Source organism: Burkholderia sp. 28_3 (assembly GCF_003253915.1).
Taxonomy (GTDB): domain Bacteria; phylum Pseudomonadota; class Gammaproteobacteria; order Burkholderiales; family Burkholderiaceae; genus Burkholderia; species Burkholderia cenocepacia.
The window spans coordinates 383835-408010 of record NZ_QKZF01000002.1 but is presented as its reverse complement, the minus strand read 5'-3'; the positions used below and the strand labels follow the sequence as shown (position 1 = coordinate 408010).

Genomic DNA, 24176 nt, shown 5'->3' with positions numbered 1-24176 from the left:
ACGAACGCGGCATCTGCATTATTGTTCCGGTAGCATCCACGTTCTTCGCACCCGCTTCCTCGTTTCCCGTTCGCCGCCGATGTCCGCCTCCGATTCGCACGCCTCGCTGTCCCGCCCCGCCGTCGCCAAGTCGTGGCGCGGCCGCCTCGAACTCGGCTTCGAGCGGCACGGTGCGCGCACGACGCTCGCGCACCGGCTGCACGACGGCCCGCTGCGCGTGCAGCGGCCGCTGTACCCGGAAGGCGACGCGATCTGCCACGCGGTGATCGTGCATCCGCCGGGCGGCGTCGCGGGCGGCGACCGGCTCGACATCGACATCGCGCTCGGCGACGGCACGCACGCGGTGCTGACGACGCCCGGCGCGACCAAGTGGTACAAGTCGAACGGCCTCGACGCGACACAGCGTATCGGCATCGCGATCGGCGCGCATGCGAAGCTCGACTGGCTACCGCAGAACAACCTGTTCTTCGACGCGGCGCACGCGGCGCTCGACTTCACGGTGACGCTCGGCGCAGGCGCGAGCGCGATCGGCTGGGACGCGACGCAGCTCGGCCGGCAGGCGGCCGGCGAAACCTGGTCGGCGGGACGCATCGCGTCGACCTCGGCGCTCGTCGATGCCGACGGCCGGCCGCTGTGGACCGAGCGCGCGCTGCTCGACGCGCGCGACCCGCTGCGCGGCGCGCTGCAGGGCCTCGCCGGTTTTCCCGTCTACGGCACGCTGTGGGCCGCCGGCGCCGCGTGCGACGCCACGCTCGCCGAAGCGCTCGCCGCGCGCATGCCGTTCGACGACACGCTGCGCGCGGGCGCCACCTGCGTGACGCCCGGCGTCGTGCTCGTGCGTGCGCTCGCGACGTCGATGGAAGCGCTGCAGCGCCACTTCACCGACTGCTGGCTGCAGTTGCGACCGATCGTGCACGGCGTCGACGCGCGGCCGCTGCGTCTCTGGCAAACCTGAACGCGCGCATCACGCACCGTTTCGGCGCAGCGCGCGACACGCGACGCACCCTCTCCATGCATCGCGCACCACGAACGCGCATCGCACCGCGTGCAATGCACATGGCACGCACCTTGCTCCTTACATAAGCGATACACGACGCACGCAAAACAGCGCGGTGCTACGATGAACCGCGCGCCCGCCCGTTGCGTGCGCACCGATAAAAATTACGTTTTCCTGAACGTCTGCCTTCATGAAACTGACTCCCCGCGAAAAGGACAAGCTGCTGATCTTCACGGCGGCGCTGCTCGCCGAACGCCGCCGTGCGCGCGGCCTGAAGCTCAACTATCCGGAGGCGGTCGCCTTCATCACCGCGGCGCTGATGGAAGCCGCGCGCGACGGCAGGACGGTGGCCGAGGTGATGCACTACGGCACGACGCTGCTCACGCGCGACGACGTGATGGACGGCGTGCCGGAAATGATTCCCGACATCCAGGTCGAAGCGACCTTCCCCGACGGCACGAAGCTCGTGACCGTCCACCACCCGATTCCGTGAGGCCCCGCATGATCCCCGGCGAAATCCTCACCGACGACGGCGAACACGAACTGAATGCGGGCCGTGCGACGCGCTCGCTCGTCGTCGCGAACACCGGCGATCGCCCGGTGCAGGTCGGCTCGCACTACCACTTCTTCGAAGTCAACGACGCGCTGTCGTTCGACCGCGCGGCCGCGCGCGGCTTCCGGCTCAACATCGCGGCCGGCACGGCCGTGCGCTTCGAGCCCGGCCAGACGCGCACCGTCGAGCTCGTCGCGCTCGCGGGCGAGCGCGCCGTCTACGGTTTTCAGGGCAAGGTGATGGGGCCGCTGTAAGCCGCGCCCCGCTCTTCAGGAACAGCAACATGACACTACGCTTGAGCCGCCGCGCGTACGCGGAAATGTTCGGGCCGACGACGGGCGACCGCGTCCGGCTCGCCGATACCGAACTGCTGATCGAGATCGAACGCGACTTCACCACGTACGGCGAGGAAGTGAAATTCGGCGGCGGAAAAGTGATCCGCGACGGGATGGGCCAGTCGCAGCGCGTGGCCGCCGACGTGCCCGACACCGTCATCACGAACGCGGTGATCCTCGATCACTGGGGCATCGTGAAGGCCGACATCGCGATCAAGCACGGCCGCATCGCCGCGATCGGCAAGGCCGGCAACCCCGACATCCAGCCGGGCGTGACGATCGCGATCGGCGCCGCGACCGAAGTCATCGCCGGCGAAGGGCTGATCGTGACCGCGGGCGGCATCGACACGCACATTCACTTCATCAGCCCGCAGCAGATCGACGAGGCGCTCGCGTCGGGCGTCACGACGATGCTCGGCGGCGGCACGGGGCCGGCCACCGGCACCAACGCGACGACCTGCACGCCGGGCCCGTGGCACATGGAGCGGATGCTGCAGGCCGCCGACGGCTGGCCGATCAATCTCGGCTTTCTCGGCAAGGGCAACGCGAGCCTGCCGCAGCCGCTCGTCGAGCAGATCGCGGCCGGCGCGATCGGTTTGAAACTGCACGAGGACTGGGGCACGACGCCCGCCGCGATCGACAACTGCCTGTCGGTGGCCGACGACACCGACACGCAGGTCGCGATCCACACCGACACGCTGAACGAGGCCGGGTTCGTCGAATCGACGGTCGCCGCGTTCAAGGGCCGCACGATCCACACGTACCACACCGAAGGTGCGGGCGGCGGCCATGCGCCCGACATCCTGAAGGTGTGCGGCGAGATGAACGTGCTGCCGTCGTCGACCAATCCGACGCGCCCGTACACGATCAACACGCTCGACGAGCATCTCGACATGCTGATGGTGTGCCATCACCTCGATCCGTCGATCGCCGAGGATCTCGCATTCGCCGAATCGCGCATTCGTCGCGAGACGATCGCGGCCGAGGACATCCTGCACGATCTCGGCGCGCTGTCGATGCTGTCGTCCGATTCGCAGGCGATGGGCCGCGTCGGCGAAGTGATCATCCGCACCTGGCAGACCGCGCACAAGATGAAGGTGCAGCGCGGTGCGCTGCCGGAGGACACCGCGCGCAACGACAACTTCCGCGCGAAGCGCTACGTCGCGAAGTACACGATCAACCCGGCGCTCACGCACGGCATCGCGCACGAAGTCGGTTCGATCGAACCGGGCAAATGGGCAGACCTCGTGCTGTGGGAACCCGCGTTCTTCGGGATCAAGCCGTCGATGATCCTCAAGGGCGGCATGATCGCGCTCGCGCAGATGGGCGACCCGAACGCGTCGATCCCGACGCCGCAGCCGGTTCACTATCGCGAGATGTTCGCGACGCGCGGCGGGGCGCTCGCGCGCACGTCGCTGACCTTCGTGTCGCAGATGGCGGCCGATGCGGGCATCGCGGAGCGCTATGGCCTCGCGAAGCGGATCGTGCCGGTGCGCAACTGCCGCAACGTGACGAAGGCCGACATGATTCACAACGCCTGGCGTCCGTCGATCAGCGTCGACCCGGAAACCTACGACGTGATCGCCGACGGCCAGTTGCTCACCTGCGAGCCGGCGACTGTGCTGCCGATGGCGCAGCGCTATTTCCTGTTCTGATTCGAGATCCACGGTTTCATGCGCACCCTCGACAAACGTATTGCCCCGAACGTGAAACTCGCCGCGTCGCTCGTCGCGCGCGCGCCGACGCTCACGCTCGCCTATGACGCCCGCTGCAAGAGCCGCCTCGCGGCGACGCTCGATACCGGCGAGGACGTCGCGGTCCTGCTGCCGCGCGGCACCGTGCTGCGCGACGGCGACGTGCTCGTCGCCGACGACGGCGCGCTCGTGCGCATCGCCGCGGCGCCCGAAACCGTGCTGCTCGTGCGTGCGGCCGACCCGCTCACGCTGATGCGCGCCGCGTACCATCTCGGCAACCGTCACACGCCGGTCGAGATCGGCGACGGCTACCTGAAGCTCGAAGCCGATCCGGTGCTCGCGGACATGCTGCGCCGGCTCGGCACGCGGGTCGAAGAGGCACGCGCGCCGTTCCAGCCGGAAGCCGGTGCGTACGGCGGCGGCCACAAGCACGGGCACGACGCGACGTTCGCCGAGGATTACGCGCTCGCGCAGCAGGTGTTCGGCGAACATCACGGGCATGCGCATTCGCACGATCACGATCACGATCACGATCACGATCATCAGCATGGTCCCGGCTGCACGCACGGCCACCACGGTCATGACCACCACTGAACTCGTCGCACTGCTGCACCTCGCGTCGCCGGCTTTGCCGATCGGCGCATACAGTTATTCGCAGGGCCTCGAAGCCTCGCTCGACGCGAACCTGATCCGCGACGCCGATTCCGCGCGCGACTGGATTGCCAGCGGCCTGACCGACGTGCTCGCGCACGGCGAACTGCCGTTCCTCGCACACCAGCTCGCGCGCTGGCAGACCCACGACACGCACGCGCTCGCCGCCGAAAACGCGTGGTTCGTCGCGAGCCGGGAATCGGCCGAACTGCGCCGCGAAACCGAACAGATGGGCTGGTCGCTCGCGCAGCTGTGCGCGTCGCTCGAATGGGGCGACGCCGCACGCCGCGCGACGCTCGCGTCGCTGTCGCCGATCGCGCTGCCGACCGCATTCGCGTACGCGGCCGCCGCACACGATGCCAGCGCCGACGCGACGCTCGCCGCGTATGCGTTCGGCTGGGTCGAGAACCAGACGTCCGCCGCGCTGAAGGCCGTACCGCTCGGCCAGCTCGCCGGGCAACGCATCATCGTCGCGCTGCGCGGCGCGATCGACGCGGCCGTGCGCCGCGCGCTCGCGACACCGCCCGACGCCGTCAACACGTTCGCGCCGCAGCTCGGCATCCTGTCCGCGCGGCACGAAACCCAGTACTCGCGGTTGTTCCGCTCCTGAACCTCTTTGCCCGACCATGAACGCACCTGCCCCCTCCTCCGTCCGCCGCACGAAGAAACTGCCGCCGCTGCGCGTCGGCATCGGCGGCCCCGTCGGCTCCGGCAAGACCACGCTGCTCGAAATGCTGTGCAAGGCGATGCGCGACCGCTACGACCTCGTCGCGATCACCAACGACATCTATACGAAGGAAGACCAGCGACTGCTGACGGTCGCGGGCGCACTGCCCGAGGAACGCATCATGGGCGTCGAGACGGGCGGCTGCCCGCACACGGCGATCCGGGAAGATGCATCGATCAACCTCGAAGCCGTCGACCGGATGCTCGCGCGCTTTCCCGATGCCGACATCGTGTTCATCGAGTCCGGCGGCGACAATCTCGCGGCGACCTTCAGCCCCGAGCTGTCGGACCTGACGATCTACGTGATCGACGTCGCCGGCGGCGAGAAGATTCCACGCAAGGGCGGCCCCGGCATCACGAAGTCCGACCTGCTCGTGATCAACAAGACCGACCTCGCGCCGCTGGTCGGCGCGAACCTCGACGTGATGGCGTCCGACACGCGGAAGATGCGCGGCGAGCGGCCTTACGTGATGACGAACCTGAAGGCGCTCGACGGCGTCGCGGACGTGATCGCATTCATCGAGAAGAAGGGTTTGCTGACGGTGTGAGCGGCGCGTCGGCGCCCTGCGACGCCGCCACGCGAGTCCGGGCGGCATCGCGCCGCCCGCGCCGTCTATGCGTCGTCGTCCGGAGCGTCCTGCACGTCCGGCAGCGCACGCGCGCCGGTTGCGGCAGGCGGCAACAGCGCGGCGAGCACGTCGACCGTGCGCGCGGTCGCGCCGCGGTGACGCGATGCGAAGGCCGCACCGGCCGCGCCCATCGCGATGCGCCGCGCGTTGTCGGCGAACAGCGCGTCGAGCACGTGTGCCAGATCGAGCGGATCCTCGACCTGCATCGCCGCACCGGCCGCGACCGCATCGGCGGTCGCCTGCGTGAAGTTGAACACGTGCGGCCCGATCAGCACCGGCACGCCGACCGCGCACGCTTCGATCAGGTTCTGCCCGCCGAGCGGCAGCAGGCTGCCGCCGATGAACGCGATGTCGGCCGCCGCGTAGTACGCACCGAGCTCGCCCATCGAATCGCCGAGCAGCACCGTCACATCGTCCGGCAGCGGGTCGGCCGCCGGCCGGCCCGCTGCGAGCGCGGCCGCGTCGGCCGCCCACACCGAGCGCCGCACGCATTTGAGCCCGCCGCGCGCGACGAGCGCCTCGACCTCGGCGAAGCGCTGCGGATGACGCGGCACGAGCACCAGCAGCGCGCCGGGCGTACGCATTTCCGCGAACGCCTGCAACACCAGCGCCTCTTCGTTCTCGCGCGTGCTGGCGGCGACCCACACCGGCCGCGCGCCGATCGCGTCGCGCCACGCATGGCCGCGTGCCGCGAGTTCCGGCGGCGTCGTCATGTCGAACTTCAGGTTGCCGAGCACGGTCACGTTGCGGGCGCCGAGCGACGTCAGCCGCTCCGCATCGGCCGGGCTCTGCGCGAGCACGCGCGAGAAGCCGCCGAACACGTCGCGCGTCGCCGCGCCGAATTTTGCCGCGCGCCGGAACGAACGCGCGGACATCCGCGCATTGGTCAACACCAGCGGCACGTCCGCGCGGCGACACTCGTCAATCAGCGTCGGCCACACCTCGGTTTCCATCACGAGGCCGAGCGTCGGCCGCCATGCACGCAGGAAGCGCCGCACCGCACCCGGCATGTCGTACGGCAGGTAGCAGCGCAGCACACGATCGCCGAAGATCTGTTCGCCCGTCGCGCGGCCGCTCGGCGTCATGTGCGTGAGCAGGATGCGCGCATCGGGGCGTGCGCGCATCAGCGCATCGATCAGCGGCTGCGCGGCGCGCGTCTCGCCGACCGACACCGCATGCACCCAGATCAGCGGTGCGCGGTCGTCGCGCGAGCGGCCCGCGACGTGACCGAAGCGCTCGGCGATATGCTCGCGATAACCGCGCTCCTTGCGCGAGCGCACGTAGAGCCGGATGACTGCGGCCGGCGCGACGAGCCACCACAGCGCGCGATAGATCGCCCTCAGCATGCGGCCGCCCGGGTATTGCGTCGAAGCAGGCGCGCGCTCAAACCAGCGCCCTGCCCGTCAGGCGTTCGAGAATGCCGAGCGGCGCGCATTCGCGGCGAACCATCGCGTCGACCGGCAGGAAGAAGGTCTGCTCGAGCATGAACTGGCCCGACATCACAGCGTGCGAAGTCTGATCGGAGAAACATATCCACACGCTGCCCGGCGGAAACGGCATCGTTTGCTGCGGACACGTCTTCTGGTAGTCGAGATCGGCCTTCATCCCGTCGTGCAGGTTCAGCATCAGGTGGTCGTATGCGCTGCGCGGCGATTTCGTCACGTGCAGCAGGTTCAGCAGCCACGCCGAGCCCGGGAACTGCGGCCGGATCTTCGGCAGGAAGCGCTTCGCGACGTCCTCGAACGGCTCGCCGACACGCCACACGCGCGGCGCGCCGGCCGGGTTCACGTTCGTGAACACGCGCAGGATGCGCTCGCCGTAGTTCGGCCGCGACGGGAACGCGTCGACGTGCAGCCGGCTGTCGTCCTTGCGCCACGACGTCTGGCGCGTTTCGACCTGCATCAGCCGCAGGCTCGTCGGCGCGACGCGCAGCTTGCCGCGGTATTCGGGAAAGAGGCCGTCGACGAGCGTGCCGGCCTGCTGCTGGAAGCGCGCGACGAGCGCGCGCACGGCCGACTGCGTGACGCTGTCGCCGAGCACGCCGGCGAGCGCGCCGCCGTTCGGCGCGAGGCTGATGTTCTTGCGTTTCGGATCGGCGAGCGCCGGATCGAGCAGCGCTTCCTCGCCGCCTTCGATCGCGAAGCGCAGGTGCGGGAAATACAGCACCTTGCCTTCCTCGACCGCGGCCAGCAACTGCTCGCGCGGCGCCGACAGGTTGTGTCCGCTCCAGTCGGCGGACGGGACTTCGATGATCTGGGATTCGCTCATGATCGGTTCGCGTGTGGACAGCGTTACAGGAGGCCGAAGCCCGCGAGCGCCGACTTCACCTGCGCGATCGACGGGGGCTGCCCCGCCGTGCCGAGATTGACGACGTTCGGCGACCAGTAGCCGCCGGTCCGCCAGGCCGTCGCGAAATTGTACAGTTCGACCGTCGGGCGCTTCAGCGCGGCCGCGATGTGAACCAGACCTGTATCAACCCCGACCGTCGCAGCCGCGCCGTCGATCAGCCCGACCACGGCCGGCAGCGACAGCTTCGGCGGCACGATCGCCGCCGCGCCGAATTCCTTCGCGAGCCGCTCGCTGGTCGCGCGTTCCGCGTCGTTGCCCCACGGCAGCACGAGCGACGCGCCGCGCCGCACCAGCGCCTGGCCGAGCTCGATCCACGCGGCGTCCGGCCACTGCTTGTCGGCGCGCGACGTCGCGTGGACGAACACGACGTACGGCACCGGCAAGTTCAGGCCGAGCGCGGCCACCGCGCGCGCTGCCGCCCGCGTGTCGAGGCCGAACTCGACGGGGTCGGCCGGGGTCGGCGCCGGGTCGTCCAGCGCGGCCGCGACCAACTGGCGCGAGCGCTCGACGACGTGCGTGCGCGGCGCGATCGGCACGCGCTTGCGGTAGAAGAAGCGCACCGGCCATTCGTAGCCGGCGCCGTCGGTGCGGTTGCCGAGCCCGACGAGCGGGCCGCGGGCCCAGCTCGCGACCCACGCGGTCTTGATGAGGCCCTGGCAGTCGATCACGAGGTCGTACTGCTCGGCCGCGAGGCGCCGGCGGAACGCGCGGATCTCGCGCCACGTGGCCCCCGAGAACGGCTTCTTGCGCCAGCGGCGCAGCGAGAACGGCAGCACGTTGCGCACGCCGTCGACGAGCCGTACGAGGTCGACGAAGCTTTCCTCGACGAGCCAGTCGATCTGCGCATCGGGGTGGCGGCGCCGGATATCGGCGATCACCGGCATGTTGTGCACGACGTCGCCCAGCGACGACACACGCACGATCAGGATCTTTTGCACGCTGAAAAAACGCCGGCTGGCAGCCGGCGACAGACATAAAGGGGGGATTTTATCCCGCCCGGAGGGCCGGACAGACAAAAAGCGGCCACGCGCCCGGGGCGCGCGCCGCTTTTCAAGATAAACCCGGCCGATGAGCCGGCCATCGTACGGGCGGCCCGCCGGCCGCCGGCGCTCAGAACGGCAGCTTGACGTCCGGCTTCGCGGCCGTCAGCACGCGGCGGAAGTCTTCCTGGATGCGCTTGAGCCCTTCCTGCGTCTCGGCTTCGAAGCGCATCACGACGACCGGCGTCGTGTTCGACGAACGCGCGAGGCCGAAGCCGTCCGGGTACTCGACACGCAGGCCGTCGATCGTCACGACTTCGTCGGCGCCGTCGAACTTCGCTTCCTTCTGCAACTGCTCGATCAGGCGGAAATTCTCGCCTTCGTCGAGCCAGAGCTGCAGTTCCGGCGTGCTCATCGCGTCCGGCAGGCTGTTGAGCAGCGCGCTCGGATCGGCCGTCTTCGCGAGAATTTCCAGCAGGCGCGCGCCCGTGTACAGGCCGTCGTCGAAGCCGTACCAGCGATCCTTGAAGAACACGTGGCCGCTCATTTCGCCGGCGAGCGGTGCACCCGTCTCACGCAGCTTCGCCTTCACGAGCGAATGGCCGGTCTTCCACATCAGCGGCTCGCCGCCCTTCGACTTCACCCACTGCGCGAGGTGGCGCGTGCACTTCACGTCGTAGATGATCTGGGCGCCGGGGTTGCGCGACAGCACTTCTTCCGCGAACAGCATCAGCTGGCGGTCCGGATAGATGATCTGGCCGTCCTTCGTGACGACGCCGAGACGGTCGCCGTCGCCGTCGAACGCGAAGCCGAGCTCCGCATCGGTGTCCTTCAGCGCCTGGATCACGTCCTGCAGGTTTTCCGGGTGGGCAGGATCGGGGTGGTGGTTCGGGAATGTGCCGTCGATGTCGGTGAAGCGCTCGACGAGTTCGCAGCCGAGCGCCTTGAACAGGCGCGTCGCGAGCGGGCCCGCGACGCCGTTGCCGGCGTCGACGACGAGCTTCAGCGGCCGCGCGAGCTTCACGTCGCCGACGATGCGCGCGATGTACTGATCCGCGACGTCGATTGCTTCATACGTGCCGCTGCCCGTCTCGAACCGCTCGTCGACGATGCGGCGGTACAGCGCCTGGATCTGCTCGCCGTAGATTGCGGCGCCGCGCAGCACCATCTTGAAGCCGTTGTAGTCGGGCGGGTTGTGGCTGCCCGTGACGACGATGCACGAATCGACGCGGCGCTCGCCGCCCTTCAGCGCGAGCGGCACGTTCGCCGCGAAATAACCGACCGGCGTCGGCACCATGCCGACGTCGACGACGTCGACCCCGGCCGCACGCAGGCCGTCGGCCAGCGCGCCGACCAGCTCCGGTCCGGACAGGCGGCCGTCGCGCGCGACGACGACCGCATCGCCGCCCTGCGCACGCACTTCGCTGCCGAATGCCCGGCCGATCCCGCGCGCCGTGTCGACGTCGAGGGTCTTGCCGACCACGCCACGAATGTCATATGCCTTGAAGATGGATTGGGAGATCATCGATTCTCTTCTCTCGGTTGCGTGCATGAAAAATTGTCTGGCTTGCGCGGCCGCCGCTCGCGGGTGCCGCGCATGATACATGCCTGCCGGCGGAACACGGGGCGCAACGGCTGGAGCGGCCGCGATCCCACTTATAATCGCGGGTTTCGATGACGCGCATGTCGCCCATTTTAATGCCTAGCCGCCCCGCCGCCGCCCACCTGCCGCCTCCGGCCGCCCCTCGCGCGCGCCGCCGCTGCCGCGCATGCTGAAGCGCTTCGGCAACCCGGACGTCGCGAAGGCCGTCGCGAACCTCGTCTGGCTGGGGCTCGAACGGCTCACCCAGATCGGCGTCGCGATCGCGATCAGCGGCCTGCTGGCCCGTTATTTCGGGCCAGATGTGTTCGGCAAATGGCAGTATGCGAATACGCTTCTCCTGGTACTGGCGCCGCTCACCTGGGTGTGCGGCGCGGAAATCCTCGTCCCGACCATCGTCCAGCGCCCGCCCGCGCAGCTCGGCGCGGTGCTCGGCAGCGCGTTCGTGCTGCGCATCGCCGTGTCGGCCGCCGCGCTCGCCGCGACCTGGATCGCGATCGCCGCGGGCGCCTTCGACCCGCTGGTCGGCGCGATGCTCGCGGGCCTCGCGGTCACGATGGTGTTCCGCGAGCCGTTCGTCGGCGTGATCAACGCGTGGCTGCAGAGCATGACCTACAGCAAGCCGCAGCTCGTCACCAGCATGGTCACCGCGCTCGCCAAGGCGCTGCTCGTCTGGCTGCTGGTCCGCGCGGCCGCCGGCCCCGCCCGCTTCGCGTGGCTGTGGGCGCTGGAAGCCGCCGCCATCGGCTTCGCGCTGCTGCTGTACTACCGCCATCGTAACGGCGGTGCGCTCGGCTGGACGTTCGACAAGCCGCTGTTCCGGCACTTTGCAACGGCCGGCACCGTGTTCTGGCTCGGCCTCATCTGCATGTACCTGTTCCTGAAGCTCGACCGCCTGATGCTCGAGCGCCACGTGTCGTTCGCCGATCTCGGCCGCTATTCGGCCGCGCAGCAGCTCAACGAGAACTGGATCACGCTCGCGCTGATGCTCGCGCAGACGATCGCGCCCGCCTTCGTCTACCGCGTGCAGGACGTCGCGCGGCTGCGCCGCAACATCGTCCGGCTGATCGCGATGACGGCCGGCCTGATGACGGCCGGCGCGCTCGTGCTCGACGCCGCCGCCCCGCTGATCGTCGGCAAGGTGTTCGGCCGCGGCTACGAGGCGTCGGTCGACATCTTCCGCTGGGCCGTCTGGCTGTCCGTGCCGGCCGGCATCGAGGCGATAGGCAATCTTATCGTTCTCAAATATCAAGCAAAATTCGTGTTGCTGTCGAAATGGCTGCTCGCGCTGGCCATCGCCGCGCTCGTCAACCTGTTCGCGATCCCGCGGCTCGGCCTGTACGGCGCGCTCGTCGGGCTGGCGGCCGGCTACCTGGCCGCGGCCGCCGTCAACTTTTATTACATCCGTTTCAAGCTGCGAACATGACGTCCCCTGCTTGCCCGACCCCGCTCGACGACGTGGCCGTGCTGATGCCGGCCTACAACGGGCACGACGACGTCGTCCGGACCCTCGCGTCGTTTCGCGAGGACGCGCCCGTGCACGTGCTGATCGTCGACGACGGCAGCACGCCGCCGATCGTCGCGCCCGATCTGCCGGGCCTGTCGATCGACGTGCTGCGCATGCCCCGGAACGGCGGCATCGAACGCGCGCTGGCGGCCGGCATCGACGCGCTCGCGGCACGCGGCTTCCGCTACGCGGCCCGTATCGACGCCGGCGATCTCGCCGCGCCGCAGCGCCTCGCGAAGGAGCGCGCCTATCTCGGCGCCCACCCGCGCGTAGCCTGCGTCGGCATGTGGACGCAGGTCGTGTCGCGCGCCGGCGAGCCGCGCTTCATGCTCACGCCGGCCGCCGATCCGCGCACGCTGCGCCGCACGCGCTTCCTGCGCTCGCCGCTCGTGCATCCGTCTGTGATGTTGCGCATCGACGCCGTGCGCGAAGTGGGCAACTATCGGGCAAAGTACCGCGCGGCCGAGGATCTCGATCTTTTTTTACGGTTAATGCAACGCTACGATTGCGCGAACCTGCCGGAACTCGGCCTGTATTACGAGCTTAACGAGGGCGGGATCAGCGCGACCAAACGCCGGCGCCAGCTGGTGTCGACGCTCACGCTGCTGCTGCGCCACTTCAACGTGCTGAACCCGTACGACTGGGCCGGCCTCGCCAAGAACCTGCTGCATTTCGTGACGCCGTACCGTACGCTGCAGCGCATCAAGCAGACGCTGTTCGCCGCGCGGCCGTCCGCCTGACGTGCATCCGGCCCGTTCGGCAATTTCGACGCTTTATTTTTTCTTTTTTTCATGTCCGCCACCTCCCCGCTGCGCATCGCGCTCGTCTGCAACACGGCCTGGGCGATCCATACGTATCGCCACGGGCTGATCCGTGCGCTCGTCGCGCGCGGCGCCGAGGTCGTCGTGATCGCGCCGCACGATCGCACCGTGCCGTTGCTCGAGCAGATGGGCTGCCGCTACGTGGCGCTCGCGGTCGCGTCGAAAGGCACGAGCCCGCGCGAGGATCTCGGCACGCTCGCCGCGCTGGTGCGCCACTATCGCGCGCTGCGGCCCGACCTCGTGTTCCATTACACGATCAAGCCGAACATCTACGGCTCGGTGGCCGCGTGGCTCGCGCGCGTGCCGTCGATCGCGGTGACGACGGGCCTCGGCTACGTGTTCATCCAGAAGAGCCGCGCGGCGAGCGTCGCCAAGCGCCTGTACCGGTTCGCATTCCGCTTCCCGCGTGAAGTGTGGTTCCTGAACCGCGACGATCTCGCGACCTTCACCGACGAGCGCTTGCTCGCGCACCCCGATCGCGCACGGCTGCTGCACGGCGAAGGCGTCGATCTCGAACAGTTCGCGCCCGTGCCGCTGCCCGCCGGCGACGCGCCCGTGTTCATCCTGATCGGCCGGCTGCTGTGGGACAAGGGCGTGCGCGAATACGTGGAGGCCGCGCGTCTCGTGCGCGAGCGCTTCCCGAACGCGCGCTTCCAGTTGCTCGGGCCGCTCGGCGTCGACAATCCGAGCGCGATCGGCCGCGCGGATGTCGACGCGTGGGTCGACGAAGGCATCGTCGAATATCTCGGCGAAGCGCACGACGTGCGACCGCACATCGCGGCGGCCGACTGCGTCGTGCTGCCGTCGTACCGCGAAGGCGTGCCGCGCACGCTGATGGAAGCATCGGCGATGGGCCGCCCGATCGTCGCGACCGACGTGCCGGGCTGCCGCGACGTCGTCGCCGACGGCGAAACAGGTTACCTGTGCCGTGTGCGCGACAGCGCGAGCCTCGCGGAGCAATTGACTCGCATGATCGAACTCGGAACGGCCGGACGCGAAGCGATGGGCGCGCGCGGCCGGCAGAAGGTCACGGCGGAATTCGACGAACAGCAGGTCGTCGAACGCTACCGGCGTACCATCCACTCGTTAACCGGTATCACCCTCTGAAGGAGCGCATCAGCAATGACCGCTAAAGGCACCATCCTCGTCACCGGCGGAGCCGGCTATATCGGCTCGCACACGACCGTCGAGCTGCTCGACAACGGCTACGACGTCGTGATCGTCGACAACCTCGTCAACAGCAAGGCCGAATCGGTGCGCCGGATCGAGCGGATCACGGGCAAGACGCCCGCGTTCCACCAGGTCGACGTGTGCGACGAAGCCGCGCTCGCGAAAGTGTTCGACGCGCATCCGATCACCGGCACGATTCATTTCGCGGCGCTCAAGGCTGTCGGCGAATCGGTCGAGAAGCCGCTCGAGTACTACCAGAACAACATCGGCGGGCTGCTCGCCGTGCTCAAGGTCATGCGCGAGCGCAACGTCAGGCAGTTCGTGTTCAGCTCGTCCGCGACCGTGTACGGCGTGCCCGAGCGCTCGCCGATCGACGAATCGTTCCCGCTGTCCGCGACGAACCCGTACGGCCAGTCGAAGCTGATCGCCGAGCAGATCCTGCGCGATCTCGAAGTCTCGGACCCGTCGTGGCGAATCGCGACGCTGCGCTACTTCAACCCGGTTGGCGCGCACGCAAGCGGGCTGATCGGCGAGGATCCGGCCGGCATCCCGAACAACCTGATGCCGTATGTCGCGCAAGTCGCGGTCGGCAAGCTGGAAAAGCTGCGCGTGTTCGGCTCGGACTACCCGACGCCGGACGGCACCGGCGTGCGCGACTACATCCACGTCGTCGATCTCGCGAAGGGGCACATCGCCGCGCTCGACGCGCTCGCGAAGCGCGACGCGAGCTTCGTCGTGAATCTCGGCACCGGGCAAGGCTACAGCGTGCTCGAAGTGGTGCGCGCGTTCGAGAAGGCGTCGGGTCGTCCGGTGCCGTACGAACTCGTCGCGCGCCGCCCGGGCGACATCGCCGAGTGCTATGCGAACCCGCAGGCCGCGGCCGACATCATCGGCTGGCGCGCGACGCTCGGCATCGAGGAAATGTGTGCCGACCACTGGCGATGGCAGGAGGGGAACCCGCGCGGTTTTGTATAATCCGCTGTCCATTTTCCGAGCGGTCCCATGCTCAGCTTCGCGTCCGGCTTCATCGTCTCCCTGCTCGTCACGCTGTTCATCGTGCGCTACGCGCACCTTCACGAGAAATTCTCGATCGACAGCGACCTGGCCGGCGTGCAGAAATTCCATGTGCGGCCGGTGCCGCGGGTGGGCGGCATCGGGATCCTCGCCGGGGTCGTCGTTGCCGCGCTGGTGCTGTTCCGGCGCTATCCGACGATCTCCGGCAGCATTCTCGGGATCGTTGCGTGCGGGATGCCGGCTTTCCTGTCCGGTCTCGTCGAGGATCTGACCAAGCGCGTGTCGCCGCGCGCGCGGCTGCTCTGCACGATGGGCGCGGCCGCGCTCGCATTCTGGCTGATGCACATCGCGGTCACGCGCATCAGCGTGCCGCCGCTCGACTTCCTGCTCGGCTACGTCGCCATCTCGGCGTTCGTCACCGTGCTCGCGGTCGCCGCGCTCGCGAATGCGATCAACATCATCGACGGCTTCAACGGGCTCGCGTCGATGGTCAGCTTCATGATGTTCGCGTCGCTCGCGTATGTCGCATTCCACGTCAACGACCCGGTCGTGATGTCCGCGTCGATCATCATGATGGGCGCCGTGCTCGGCTTCTTCCTGTGGAATTTCCCGGCCGGGTTGATCTTCCTCGGCGACGGCGGCGCGTATTTCATCGGCTTCATGCTCGCGGAACTCGCGATCATGCTCGTGATGCGCAACCGCGAAGTGTCCGCGTGGTACCCGGTGCTGCTGTTCATGTATCCGATCTTCGAGACCTGCTTCTCGATCTACCGGAAGAAGTTCATTCGCGGGATGTCGCCAGGGATTCCGGACGGCGTGCACCTGCACATGCTCGTGTACAAGCGGTTGATGCGCTGGGCCGTCGGTACGAAGCATGCGCACGACCTAACGCGGCGGAATTCGCTGACTTCACCTTATCTGTGGCTGCTGTGCCTCGTCGCGGTAATACCGGCGACGCTGTTCTGGCGGCATACGGTACACCTGTTCGCGTTCGTCGTACTGTTCGCGGTGACTTATGTGTGGCTTTATCTCAGCATCGTGCGGTTCAAGGCGCCGAGGTGGATGGTGGTGAGGAAGCATCGGCGTGGCTGATCATCCGTACTGCGACAAACGTCGAAATGGTGGATTTCCACCATCCCGAAAATACCCGATATCGTCTAACATGAAGCCCCGCTGAAACAACGCCCAAGGCGTGGAGAGACTATCGGGATGGATAGACGAGTAGACGCGTTACGCGTGGCTGCCTGCTTCCTGGTCGTGCTGTTGCACGTTTCCAGCGAAAGCTTCGTGAGGTACAGCGCAGCGTGGAATGCATCGAACTGCTACGAATCGCTGTCACGCGCCTGCGTACCGATTTTCCTCATGATCTCCGGAGCCAATCTGCTGCGGAAAAATGAACCTCTCGGGACGTTCCTGTCGAAGCGCGTGCTGCGCGTGATTCCCCCGCTCGTTTTCTGGTCCGTGTTCTATCTCTGGTGGCTCGACTTCAACAACGTGCACACCGAGAACTGGGTTCTCGCGATCGTCGCGGGCCCGACCATGTTTCACCTGTGGTTCTTCTACGTGATTTTCGGCATCTATCTGGTCGTGCCGGCTATGCGTCGCTTCTATCAAAACGCATCGCAATCGGAGCGAATGTGGCTGCTCGCCGTGTGGCTCCTGACTGCTTCACTTTACCCGACCCTGCAGGCGCTGTTCACGGGGCGCGAAGACGACCTGATCGCCAAGTGGGGAAGAGAGAGTGTTTACGATGCGTCCTACTATGGCATGTATGCAGGTTTCATGGTGCTCGGCGCCTGGCTTGCGGACCTGAAAGGGAATGTCGTGAGGGGCTTGTCGGTCTTCGCCGCCGCCGTGGTGGCCACCGCGCTCACCACGATCTGGGAATCGCGCATCCATGGCGTGCCGAACCCGTTCTTCCAGCTCTACCTGTCGCCGCTCGTCGTCATCGCCGCATGCGGCCTCTTCCATGCATTCATGGGCATGACCCCGGGCAAGGCATCGCCGCTGCTCAATACCGTCTCGGGATGTACGCTCGGTATCTATGGATTGCATCCCTTCCTGATCGATCCATTTGCGAAACGCTTCGAACTGCTGCAGTTGACCGGGTGGTCGTGGATCGATCCGTTGCTAGCCACGCTGCTGATCTTCGGCACGGCGTTTGCAATCATTGCTTTTCTGCGCTGGATTCCGTTGTTCCGGTATCGCCCTCTTCGGATCGTCATCTGATCAGGCGGAACAACGGGCACCCTGCAACGCAAGACGCGACCGGCACGGGAACGTGCGGATCGCGTCTTCGTGAACGGCTCACGGCAATTGGCGCAATGTCGACCCGGTCGATCATCCGTCAAACCCGCGACGCAGCACGAGTGGGGACGCTGTGTAGGACCGGCGCGCTCGGCGACTGGTATTCGGACACCCATCTACGCAAATCGCGCCGCACTTCGTCGTCGCTCAGCACGCGATGCTGCATCAGCCACGGCAGCAGTTCGTCGAGCAGGTTGTCCGGTACCTCGCGTGCACGGGCGATCCGCAGTTTCGGATGCGGCGTACGGGTCGTCTCCTCATCGTCGGCGAGCAGTTCCTCGTAGAGCTTTTCGCCAGGGCGCAGCCCGGTGAATTCGATGCGGATTTGCTCTTCGGAGAACCCATACAGGCGAATCAGGTCGCGGGCGAGATCCACGATCTTCACCGGCTGCCCCATGTCGAGGATGAAGATTTCCCCCCCGTGCCCCATGCTCGAGGCCTGCAGCACGAGCTGCGACGCCTCCGGGATCGTCATGAAGAATCGCGTGATCTCCGGGTGCGTGACCGTCACCGGGCCGCCCTTCGAGATCTGCTGCTGAAACTTCGGGATCACGCTGCCCGCGCTGCCGAGCACGTTACCGAACCGCACGGTTTCGAATTGCGTACGTTCGCTCGTCTGCTGAAGCGCCTGGCATGCCATCTCGGCCAGCCGCTTGCTCGCCCCCATCACGTTGGTCGGATTGACGGCCTTGTCCGTCGAAATCAGCACGAAGTGGCGCACGTCGTGCCGAATCGCCGCGCGCGCGACACGATATGTTCCGAGCACGTTGTTGCGCAGTGCCTGCCAGGCGTTGTGCTCCTCCATCAACGGCACATGTTTGTAGGCGGCCGCGTGGAACACGATGTGCGGCGCATGCCGCGACATCAACTGATCGAGCAGCAGAGAATCCTTCGCGTCGCCGATGATCGGCACGACCGGCTGATCGGGGAAGCGCTCTCGCAACTCCTCCGTCAGTCGATACATCGCGTACTCGGACAGGTCGAACGCAATCAATTGCGCCGGCGCGAAACGCAGGATCTGGCGGCACAGTTCCGAGCCGATCGAACCGCCCGCCCCCGTCACCATCACGACCCTGCCGTGCAGTAATGCCTCGACGTGCGGCGTATCGATCGTCACCGCCTCGCGGCCGAGCAGATCTTCGAGGTCGATGTTCCGCACCTGCGACAGGAAACCCTGCCCCGGCATCAGCGCGGTCAACGCCGGCAGCACCATTGCCTTCACACCGGCACGTACGCACAGTGTCGCGACCCGGCGCTGCACTTCAACCGGCGTGGAAGGCAGCGCGATGATCGCGTGCTCGGCCTTGGTGAATTCCGCCCAGTGATTCAGTTCGCCGATCGCGCCCAGCACCTTGTAGCCGTAGATTTCGCGACCGCGTTTGGCCGGATCGTCGTCGAGCAGACCGACGAGCCGCCACTCGCCGGAGCGGGACAGCTCACGAGCGAGGCTGGCACCGGCCGTGCCGGCACCCAGTACGAGCACCGGCTTGCCCTTGCCGACGAGACCGCCGTACAGATAGAACTCCTTGCTGGCGCGATATAGTGCACGTGCGCCGCCCATCGCCAGGAACAGGAGCACCGGCGACAGAACGAGGGCGGAACGTGGAATGATGGGCGTCGGCTGCAGCATCACCGCACCAACCATCACGATCAATCCGCCGCCGATCACCGCTTTCGAGATGCGCAGAAGGTCGGGCAGACTCGCGAATACCCACAGCCCGCGGTACAAGCCGAAACAGTGGAACATCGATCCGTAGATCGGCAGCACCCACGCGAGCGCACTGAATGCGCCGGCGAGAAAATCGCTGGGCACGATCCCGTTGAATCGAACTACGTAAGCGGTCAGCCAAGCGCCTGCAACCGCAATCAGGTCGAACAGAAAAGCGCTCAACGACTGCCACGACGCCCTGAAACGAAACATCGACGAAGACCTCGAAGAAATTGTGCGGCGCTGCCTTGCGGATTCAACTGCCCGCGCCGAACCCATGCCGGTCGATCGAAAAACCGCGCGCGGCGCCGTCATGATGGCATGCCGAGGTGGCCAACGGCGACCATTATGCCGTCAACGACCGGGGGTTCCAATACACCGCCCCGCCGCGCGGAACCGACCGAACTACGCATCGCGGCAAAACGCGACGACGCGCTCGAAACTCGATGCGGGCGAAACCGCGGCCTGTCACCGGAATCACATCTGGTGCGGCAGGGATGCTGCAGCGCAATATCGCGCCCCTTCGCTCACCCGCGCTGCGTCGGCAGCAGGCCCGCGTGACCGCGCATGCGGGCATCGTCGTGCTCGGCAACGCATGTCAGCTGCGAATCACTTCATGTAATGGCCGCTTCGAAAGCAAACGCTTGACTGCACGTTTCATCCGATGCGGAATCAGCCTAGACACTGCCTGCGTGCGCGGATCCGTATAAATGCCCCAGAGAACCCGCAGGACGCGTTCGCGCACGCCGTGGACGACCGTCTCCTGCACGGCCAGCACCGCATCGAGCGCCGTGACCATCTCCGTACGTCGCGCTTGCCCTCTGGCGGGACCGGCATCGCGCACATACTGCTCCTCGTAATAATCCGTGCACGGCCGTTCACCGACGAATTCCGGCGCGCGCGACTGCCCGCCCTGCTCGAGCGTGGCCAGCAGCGACTCGATGGCCGCGAGCAATGCATCGGCCGTTGGCGGATGCGGAAGCAACGCCGTCTTGTCGAGCCCGGCCAGGCGCTCGGGAAAGGCGCCGATACTCGGAGCGACGATCGGCAGCCCGCTGGCCAGCGCGGAACTGAGCGTATAGCTGTATGTCTCCGGCCACAGGGCCGGGAAGGCGATCAGGTCGCACGACGCGCTGTCGATCAACTCACCGATTCGCGCGCTCTCGTATGGCCCGGTGGTCTTGACTCCCTGGAGCGGACGATACGCGTAGCCGATCAGCGTAAACCCGACTTTCGACTGCCGGGACGCGGCCAGCGCCGCCGCGGCTTCGAGCAGGTCGGCGCCCTTTTCGCGGCTCAACGCCCCCAGCACCCCGATCGTGTACGTCTTCTTGGGCGTGAAGGGGCGATGCGGCCGGTCTTGCTGCGCGATGTCTTCGGGATGGTAGGCCAGCAGCGCATTGCGGACCTCGAAAAAGCGCTCGAACAACGCGAACGTCGAATGCGACGGGAAAACCACGCGTTCGCACGCGGCCAAAAAACCTCGATACCGGTCGCGCCACGCTTCGCGAGTGACGTCCTTCGGTAGCGGATACAACGGGTTCCGAGCCTTGTCCAGATCGACGGCGTCGAACACGCCGCGCTCATCCGTCAGCGTCGGGTTGCCGTTAATGAGATAGAAGTCGTGTACCGTGAAAATCTGCCGAGCTCCTAGCACCGCGCCGAGCGACAGGTAGTCCGCGGACAGGCCGAGCACGTGATGATAGTGGACCAGATCGACGCCGATCGCCTTCAGGAACGGCAGGAGCGCGGCCGAACCCTGCTGCGCATCGACTGCGATTCGCATCGACGAATCTGCATCCCAAGCACCGATCGACACCAGCCGCCCGCCGTCTTCCGGCCGAAGCACGAGCGACACGAGGCGCCCCTCGCAGCGGCGGGCGATGTCCTTGATATGCTGATCGACGCCGCCGCCCAATCCGTGCGACACATGCAGCACGATCGGGGCCTGCCGCGTGCGCAACAGATCGAAATAGCGTTGCAGCCGCGCGCCGCGCAGTTCGTCCTTTGCAACGAAGGACTGCACATCGGCGTGGTAGTTCGGATAGCGGCGATCGAGCGTCTGATCGGCGTGGCGAATGCGCTCGGTTCGCTGATCTCCGAAGCTGACGCCACCGCGATGGTGAACGTAGAGGTTCGGCGAAATATAGCTTTTCCAGCCTTTGCGCAGCGCACGCTGGCAGAAGTCGTTCTCTTCGCCGTAGCCGGTGCCGAACGACTGTTCGTCCAGCTCGCCGACCTCGTCCAGGCACTGGCGTTTGATATACATGCAAAAGCCGATGCCGGTCGGTGCATCGACGGGGTTCAGGCGTACCGTCCGGAAAGCCTGGTCGATCTGCTCCAACTCGAGCTGCAGCGGGCTGGCATTGTCGGCGACGAAATTGGGGAACGACGAGATCGTCGTATTGTTCGACAGCGGCGTCACGGTTCCCGCGTCGGAGAGCGCGCCCGCGTCCTCGACGATTCGCTCGAGCCACTGATCCGGCAAGACCACATCGTTGTTCAGCAGGATGACGTCCGCGGCGGCATCGTACCGAATGCCGCGATTGGCGGTCTTCACGAAGCCCAGGTTGACCTCGTTGCGCAGTACAACGAGTTTCTCACCCCATCGCCGCGCCTCGCTTGCCAGCGTGTCGTCCATCGCGGCATCCGGCGATGCGTCGTTGATCGCCACCAGCCGCGCACCGGGATGGCGCATCACGGCCGGCATCGCGGATGCCAGACACGCTCGCGTCAGTTCACAATCCCGGTACACGGGCACGACGACCACGACTGCAGTCGACTGGGTGGCGGCGTTTTGGGCCACGGACGAGGTAGAAAGCGTGTCAATCACGATTGGCTAGACGTTCCAAGCTTGAAAATTCAGGCGCATTCCGGCCCGAGGCCCGGTCGGGAGCATGCGTCATCGGTCATCGGCCCGGTGATGTGTGCCGCCACGGCGGCTCGGGAACGCGATGTGTCGGCCTATCGGGCATCAACGCTGGCGATTGCCCCGGGCGGCGCAGTCGCCGGCAAGATAGTGCGCGGCCACGATGCGACCGCGCATTGCAATACGGATCGCAAGACGAGAGTCTCTCATCATTGGCCATCTCCGGATGCTACAAAGTGCAACATCGCGAGCGGCCGCGCAGCATATGGGAAAGAGCCCCAATTCAAGCGCGCGGCGGCGGTTGCTGCCCCCGGTCCGACGACACCGCGCCGCGCCGGCGGATTCGTCAAACGGCATCCGGTGCGCGACGCAGGGCGTTGGGCCGGATCAGGCCCAGCCGTTGCGATGACGTTGAAGCACGACCTCTGCCGACGCACCGACCGCGACGACATTGTCGAAACGGCGGAGATAGTTTTCGAGCGCACCGAAGTTAATGATCGAGTTGCGCAGGATTTCGGGAGGCGTCAGGCTTTCCTCGGCGACCAGCTGAAGCGGGACGACGATCATGTTGCGCTTAGGCACGTAATTGATCTTCCAGCTCAGCTCCGAGAACATCACATCCGCGATGATGACGTCTCCGTCCTGAAATTCGAAGTCGTTCGGAACGCCATCGGAAATCAGCACGAGCCGCGGTTGTCGCTCGGCCGATGCATCGATGATCGAGTAGAACGCGCCATACACCTTCGAACCCGACGAGTGATAGTTGTCGCAGACCACGTGGATGGCATTGTCGAACTCGTGCGGCTCCCAACCCGACCGGTGGTTCTGCAGCTCCGAATGGGGCACGCCCTCCCACGACACGGATTCCGTGTAGTGCTGCGGCATGAAACCCAGCGGCGTGAATATCACGACCTGCTTGCGCGCCACCCGCAATGCCTGATCCAGCAGCTTCTGGCCATCTTCCTTTTCCAGATGCTCGATCACATCGAGCATGAACACCGTGTCGGTGCTCTTGTCGAGCGCACTCTTGAAGTATTCGAGACCGTCGACGCAATACACGACCTTGTCGGGGTAGCTGGCAACGAGCTTCTCGGCATACGGACGATGCGGCTCGACGAGCACATGGACGGGGCAATCGAGCATCCGTTGCGGGCGCACGCCCGGCCCGATGTCGAGGCAGACGTCCACCGGCTTCAGCAGACTGGTCGCCACGCGATGCAGCGCATCATGGCTGCAATGGAGCGTCTGTCCGTATTCGACATCGTTCACCGTCCGGACATCGATCCGCGAACCACCGAGGAAGTATCGAAGCTGGTTGGCCTGATTCTTCAGAATCTTGTTTTCGACAACCAGGGATTCCAGGGTCATGTTGCTCATACGTGTTGCACCAGAAAGTCACGAAATGGAACGAGCTCGGATGAATACGAGAATTGCTCACTCAGGATCTGTCGCGCAGCTTCGTGGCGTTGCCGCCGGTGCGCGGGTGTGGCTTCCATGATCGAACGGATGAACGCGTCGGTCCCTTCCGCGACCGAACCGTTGTGATAGTGGGCACCGTAATGCTGGCGATAGAACACGTCCGGCGAAGCGCCTTCCCGGGCCCACGACATGATCGGCAGACCGGCTGCAAGGTAGACGCGCGACTTCGACGGGAACGACAGCGTGGACGTCTCGATGAAGCGCTCCTCCGTCGGGTACGGTAGCAACGCAAGATCCCATTTTGCAATTCGCGTGACGAGTTCGTCGCGCGGCAACGCGCCATGCGCGATCAGTCGATAGCCGGGATTCGTCGCGGACGGATTACCGTAGCCGAAATAATGCAGAACCAGCGATTTGCCCATCGCGAGCAACGTACGCGACAGCACGTTGAGCAACGCATCGAGTTCCGCATTCGAATAGAACTGACCGACGAACACCGCGTGCACGGCCTTCGGGTCGGACAGCAGAACCAGATCCTGAGCGTCGTCGACCGGATCGTCGAAGAAGTTGTCGATCCGGATGCTGTGCTTGCCTTCGCTCGTCAGACGCGCCTTCCACGCATCACTCGGTACCAGGTTCAGGATCGCACGCCGCTCGAGTCGATTCAGCAGCCTGCGCATCAGGCCATGAAGCTGGCGCGGATGCCCGCGGTGCGTCATCCACCACGCAAGCGGATCCCACTGATGGACGATGAATTGCTTGCCGGACACCCAGGCGGCCACCGTGTAGCACAGCACGGTCTTCTCGCCCTGCACCACGAACCACACCACGCGCGACGGCGAATGGC

General features: G+C 66.4%; 20 protein-coding genes. 13 read left to right on the top strand and 7 right to left on the bottom strand.

Annotation, left to right across the window (positions count from 1 at the left end):
• Window positions 1-79 precede the first annotated feature (79 nt).
• From DFS13_RS06550 to ureG, 7 genes are all read left to right on the top strand, one after another.
• The gene (locus DFS13_RS06550) at window positions 80-955 is read left to right on the top strand and encodes an urease accessory protein UreD (RefSeq protein ID WP_111441503.1); all 876 of its coding nucleotides are present in this window, start codon (window positions 80-82) and stop codon (window positions 953-955) included.
• A 232-nt stretch (window positions 956-1187) separates the two neighbouring features.
• Window positions 1188-1490 (top strand): urease subunit gamma, encoded by a 303-nt coding sequence (locus DFS13_RS06545; protein WP_006491064.1) that lies wholly within the window; start codon window positions 1188-1190, stop codon window positions 1488-1490.
• 8 nt (window positions 1491-1498) lie between these two features.
• A complete protein-coding gene (locus DFS13_RS06540; RefSeq protein ID WP_006491066.1) occupies window positions 1499-1804 on the top strand; it encodes an urease subunit beta in 306 nt (101 codons plus the stop codon).
• Window positions 1805-1833: 29 nt separating this feature from the next.
• The gene (ureC, locus tag DFS13_RS06535; RefSeq protein ID WP_006491061.1) at window positions 1834-3540 is read left to right on the top strand and encodes an urease subunit alpha; all 1707 of its coding nucleotides are present in this window, start codon (window positions 1834-1836) and stop codon (window positions 3538-3540) included.
• 18 nt (window positions 3541-3558) lie between these two features.
• Window positions 3559-4173: an urease accessory protein UreE gene (gene ureE, locus DFS13_RS06530; RefSeq protein ID WP_049019910.1), complete on the top strand. Its 615-nt coding sequence runs from the start codon at window positions 3559-3561 to the stop codon at window positions 4171-4173.
• Window positions 4160-4840, top strand: coding sequence for an urease accessory protein UreF (locus tag DFS13_RS06525; protein WP_111441548.1), 681 nt, complete (start codon window positions 4160-4162; stop codon window positions 4838-4840). Before ureE ends, DFS13_RS06525 begins: the two co-directional genes overlap by 14 nt.
• Window positions 4841-4856: 16 nt before the next feature.
• Complete coding sequence (gene ureG / locus DFS13_RS06520) at window positions 4857-5504, top strand: urease accessory protein UreG (protein ID WP_006476704.1); 648 nt, start codon at window positions 4857-4859, stop codon at window positions 5502-5504.
• A gap of 65 nt (window positions 5505-5569) precedes the next feature.
• Here the strand turns inward: ureG and waaA are convergent, their stop codons facing one another.
• The 4 genes from waaA to DFS13_RS06500 all read right to left on the bottom strand — a co-directional run bounded on the left by waaA (window position 5570) and on the right by DFS13_RS06500 (window position 10439).
• Window positions 5570-6931, bottom strand: a complete 1362-nt coding sequence (gene waaA, locus DFS13_RS06515; protein ID WP_062884032.1) for a lipid IV(A) 3-deoxy-D-manno-octulosonic acid transferase — start codon at window positions 6929-6931, stop codon at window positions 5570-5572.
• A gap of 37 nt (window positions 6932-6968) precedes the next feature.
• On the bottom strand, window positions 6969-7853 hold the full coding sequence (locus DFS13_RS06510; RefSeq protein ID WP_006485119.1) for a Kdo hydroxylase family protein: 885 nt from the start codon (window positions 7851-7853) through the stop codon (window positions 6969-6971).
• Between the two features lie 23 nt (window positions 7854-7876).
• Window positions 7877-8872 (bottom strand): lipopolysaccharide heptosyltransferase I, encoded by a 996-nt coding sequence (gene waaC, locus DFS13_RS06505; protein WP_111441502.1) that lies wholly within the window; start codon window positions 8870-8872, stop codon window positions 7877-7879.
• Between the two features lie 172 nt (window positions 8873-9044).
• Window positions 9045-10439 carry a phosphomannomutase/phosphoglucomutase gene (locus tag DFS13_RS06500; protein WP_006496638.1) on the bottom strand — a complete coding sequence of 465 codons (1395 nt, stop codon included), beginning with the start codon at window positions 10437-10439 and terminating at the stop codon, window positions 9045-9047.
• Window positions 10440-10683: 244 nt separating this feature from the next.
• Between DFS13_RS06500 and DFS13_RS06495 the strand changes: the two genes are divergently transcribed.
• The 6 genes from DFS13_RS06495 to DFS13_RS06470 all read left to right on the top strand — a co-directional run bounded on the left by DFS13_RS06495 (window position 10684) and on the right by DFS13_RS06470 (window position 17255).
• Window positions 10684-11940, top strand: coding sequence for a lipopolysaccharide biosynthesis protein (locus tag DFS13_RS06495; RefSeq protein ID WP_006496640.1), 1257 nt, complete (start codon window positions 10684-10686; stop codon window positions 11938-11940).
• Window positions 11937-12761, top strand: coding sequence for a glycosyltransferase (locus tag DFS13_RS06490; protein ID WP_006485112.1), 825 nt, complete (start codon window positions 11937-11939; stop codon window positions 12759-12761). The genes DFS13_RS06495 and DFS13_RS06490 overlap by 4 nt, the downstream gene beginning before the upstream one ends.
• Before the next feature lie 51 nt (window positions 12762-12812).
• Window positions 12813-13949: a glycosyltransferase family 4 protein gene (locus tag DFS13_RS06485; protein ID WP_006485113.1), complete on the top strand. Its 1137-nt coding sequence runs from the start codon at window positions 12813-12815 to the stop codon at window positions 13947-13949.
• A 15-nt stretch (window positions 13950-13964) separates the two neighbouring features.
• A complete protein-coding gene (gene galE, locus DFS13_RS06480; protein ID WP_006485111.1) occupies window positions 13965-14987 on the top strand; it encodes a UDP-glucose 4-epimerase GalE in 1023 nt (340 codons plus the stop codon).
• Window positions 14988-15014: 27 nt separating this feature from the next.
• Complete coding sequence (locus DFS13_RS06475; protein ID WP_111441501.1) at window positions 15015-16118, top strand: glycosyltransferase; 1104 nt, start codon at window positions 15015-15017, stop codon at window positions 16116-16118.
• Between the two features lie 117 nt (window positions 16119-16235).
• The gene (locus tag DFS13_RS06470) at window positions 16236-17255 is read left to right on the top strand and encodes an acyltransferase (protein ID WP_111441500.1); all 1020 of its coding nucleotides are present in this window, start codon (window positions 16236-16238) and stop codon (window positions 17253-17255) included.
• A gap of 118 nt (window positions 17256-17373) precedes the next feature.
• Here DFS13_RS06470 and DFS13_RS06465 read toward each other — a convergent pair whose 3' ends face one another.
• The 3 genes from DFS13_RS06465 to DFS13_RS06455 all read right to left on the bottom strand — a co-directional run bounded on the left by DFS13_RS06465 (window position 17374) and on the right by DFS13_RS06455 (window position 23278).
• Window positions 17374-19254 (bottom strand): nucleoside-diphosphate sugar epimerase/dehydratase, encoded by a 1881-nt coding sequence (locus DFS13_RS06465; RefSeq protein WP_111441499.1) that lies wholly within the window; start codon window positions 19252-19254, stop codon window positions 17374-17376.
• A 385-nt stretch (window positions 19255-19639) separates the two neighbouring features.
• Window positions 19640-21874 (bottom strand): glycosyltransferase, encoded by a 2235-nt coding sequence (locus tag DFS13_RS06460; protein WP_111441498.1) that lies wholly within the window; start codon window positions 21872-21874, stop codon window positions 19640-19642.
• 423 nt (window positions 21875-22297) lie between these two features.
• On the bottom strand, window positions 22298-23278 hold the full coding sequence (locus tag DFS13_RS06455; protein WP_111441497.1) for a hypothetical protein: 981 nt from the start codon (window positions 23276-23278) through the stop codon (window positions 22298-22300).
• Window positions 23279-24176 lie beyond the last annotated feature (898 nt).

What these genes read in the sequence shown, in the direction of transcription:
- DFS13_RS06550 (WP_111441503.1), top strand. Translation starts at nt 80, where the DNA reads ATGTCCGCCTCCGATTCGCACGCCTCGCTGTCCCGCCCCGCCGTCGCC.
- DFS13_RS06545 (WP_006491064.1), top strand. Translation starts at nt 1,188, where the DNA reads ATGAAACTGACTCCCCGCGAAAAGGACAAGCTGCTGATCTTCACGGCG.
- DFS13_RS06540 (WP_006491066.1), top strand. Translation starts at nt 1,499, where the DNA reads ATGATCCCCGGCGAAATCCTCACCGACGACGGCGAACACGAACTGAAT.
- ureC (WP_006491061.1), top strand. Translation starts at nt 1,834, where the DNA reads ATGACACTACGCTTGAGCCGCCGCGCGTACGCGGAAATGTTCGGGCCG.
- ureE (WP_049019910.1), top strand. Translation starts at nt 3,559, where the DNA reads ATGCGCACCCTCGACAAACGTATTGCCCCGAACGTGAAACTCGCCGCG.
- DFS13_RS06525 (WP_111441548.1), top strand. Translation starts at nt 4,160, where the DNA reads ATGACCACCACTGAACTCGTCGCACTGCTGCACCTCGCGTCGCCGGCT.
- ureG (WP_006476704.1), top strand. Translation starts at nt 4,857, where the DNA reads ATGAACGCACCTGCCCCCTCCTCCGTCCGCCGCACGAAGAAACTGCCG.
- waaA (WP_062884032.1), bottom strand. Translation starts at nt 6,931, where the DNA reads ATGCTGAGGGCGATCTATCGCGCGCTGTGGTGGCTCGTCGCGCCGGCC.
- DFS13_RS06510 (WP_006485119.1), bottom strand. Translation starts at nt 7,853, where the DNA reads ATGAGCGAATCCCAGATCATCGAAGTCCCGTCCGCCGACTGGAGCGGA.
- DFS13_RS06500 (WP_006496638.1), bottom strand. Translation starts at nt 10,439, where the DNA reads ATGATCTCCCAATCCATCTTCAAGGCATATGACATTCGTGGCGTGGTC.
- DFS13_RS06495 (WP_006496640.1), top strand. Translation starts at nt 10,684, where the DNA reads ATGCTGAAGCGCTTCGGCAACCCGGACGTCGCGAAGGCCGTCGCGAAC.
- DFS13_RS06490 (WP_006485112.1), top strand. Translation starts at nt 11,937, where the DNA reads ATGACGTCCCCTGCTTGCCCGACCCCGCTCGACGACGTGGCCGTGCTG.
- DFS13_RS06485 (WP_006485113.1), top strand. Translation starts at nt 12,813, where the DNA reads ATGTCCGCCACCTCCCCGCTGCGCATCGCGCTCGTCTGCAACACGGCC.
- galE (WP_006485111.1), top strand. Translation starts at nt 13,965, where the DNA reads ATGACCGCTAAAGGCACCATCCTCGTCACCGGCGGAGCCGGCTATATC.
- DFS13_RS06475 (WP_111441501.1), top strand. Translation starts at nt 15,015, where the DNA reads ATGCTCAGCTTCGCGTCCGGCTTCATCGTCTCCCTGCTCGTCACGCTG.
- DFS13_RS06470 (WP_111441500.1), top strand. Translation starts at nt 16,236, where the DNA reads ATGGATAGACGAGTAGACGCGTTACGCGTGGCTGCCTGCTTCCTGGTC.
- DFS13_RS06465 (WP_111441499.1), bottom strand. Translation starts at nt 19,254, where the DNA reads ATGTTTCGTTTCAGGGCGTCGTGGCAGTCGTTGAGCGCTTTTCTGTTC.
- DFS13_RS06455 (WP_111441497.1), bottom strand. Translation starts at nt 23,278, where the DNA reads ATGACCCTGGAATCCCTGGTTGTCGAAAACAAGATTCTGAAGAATCAG.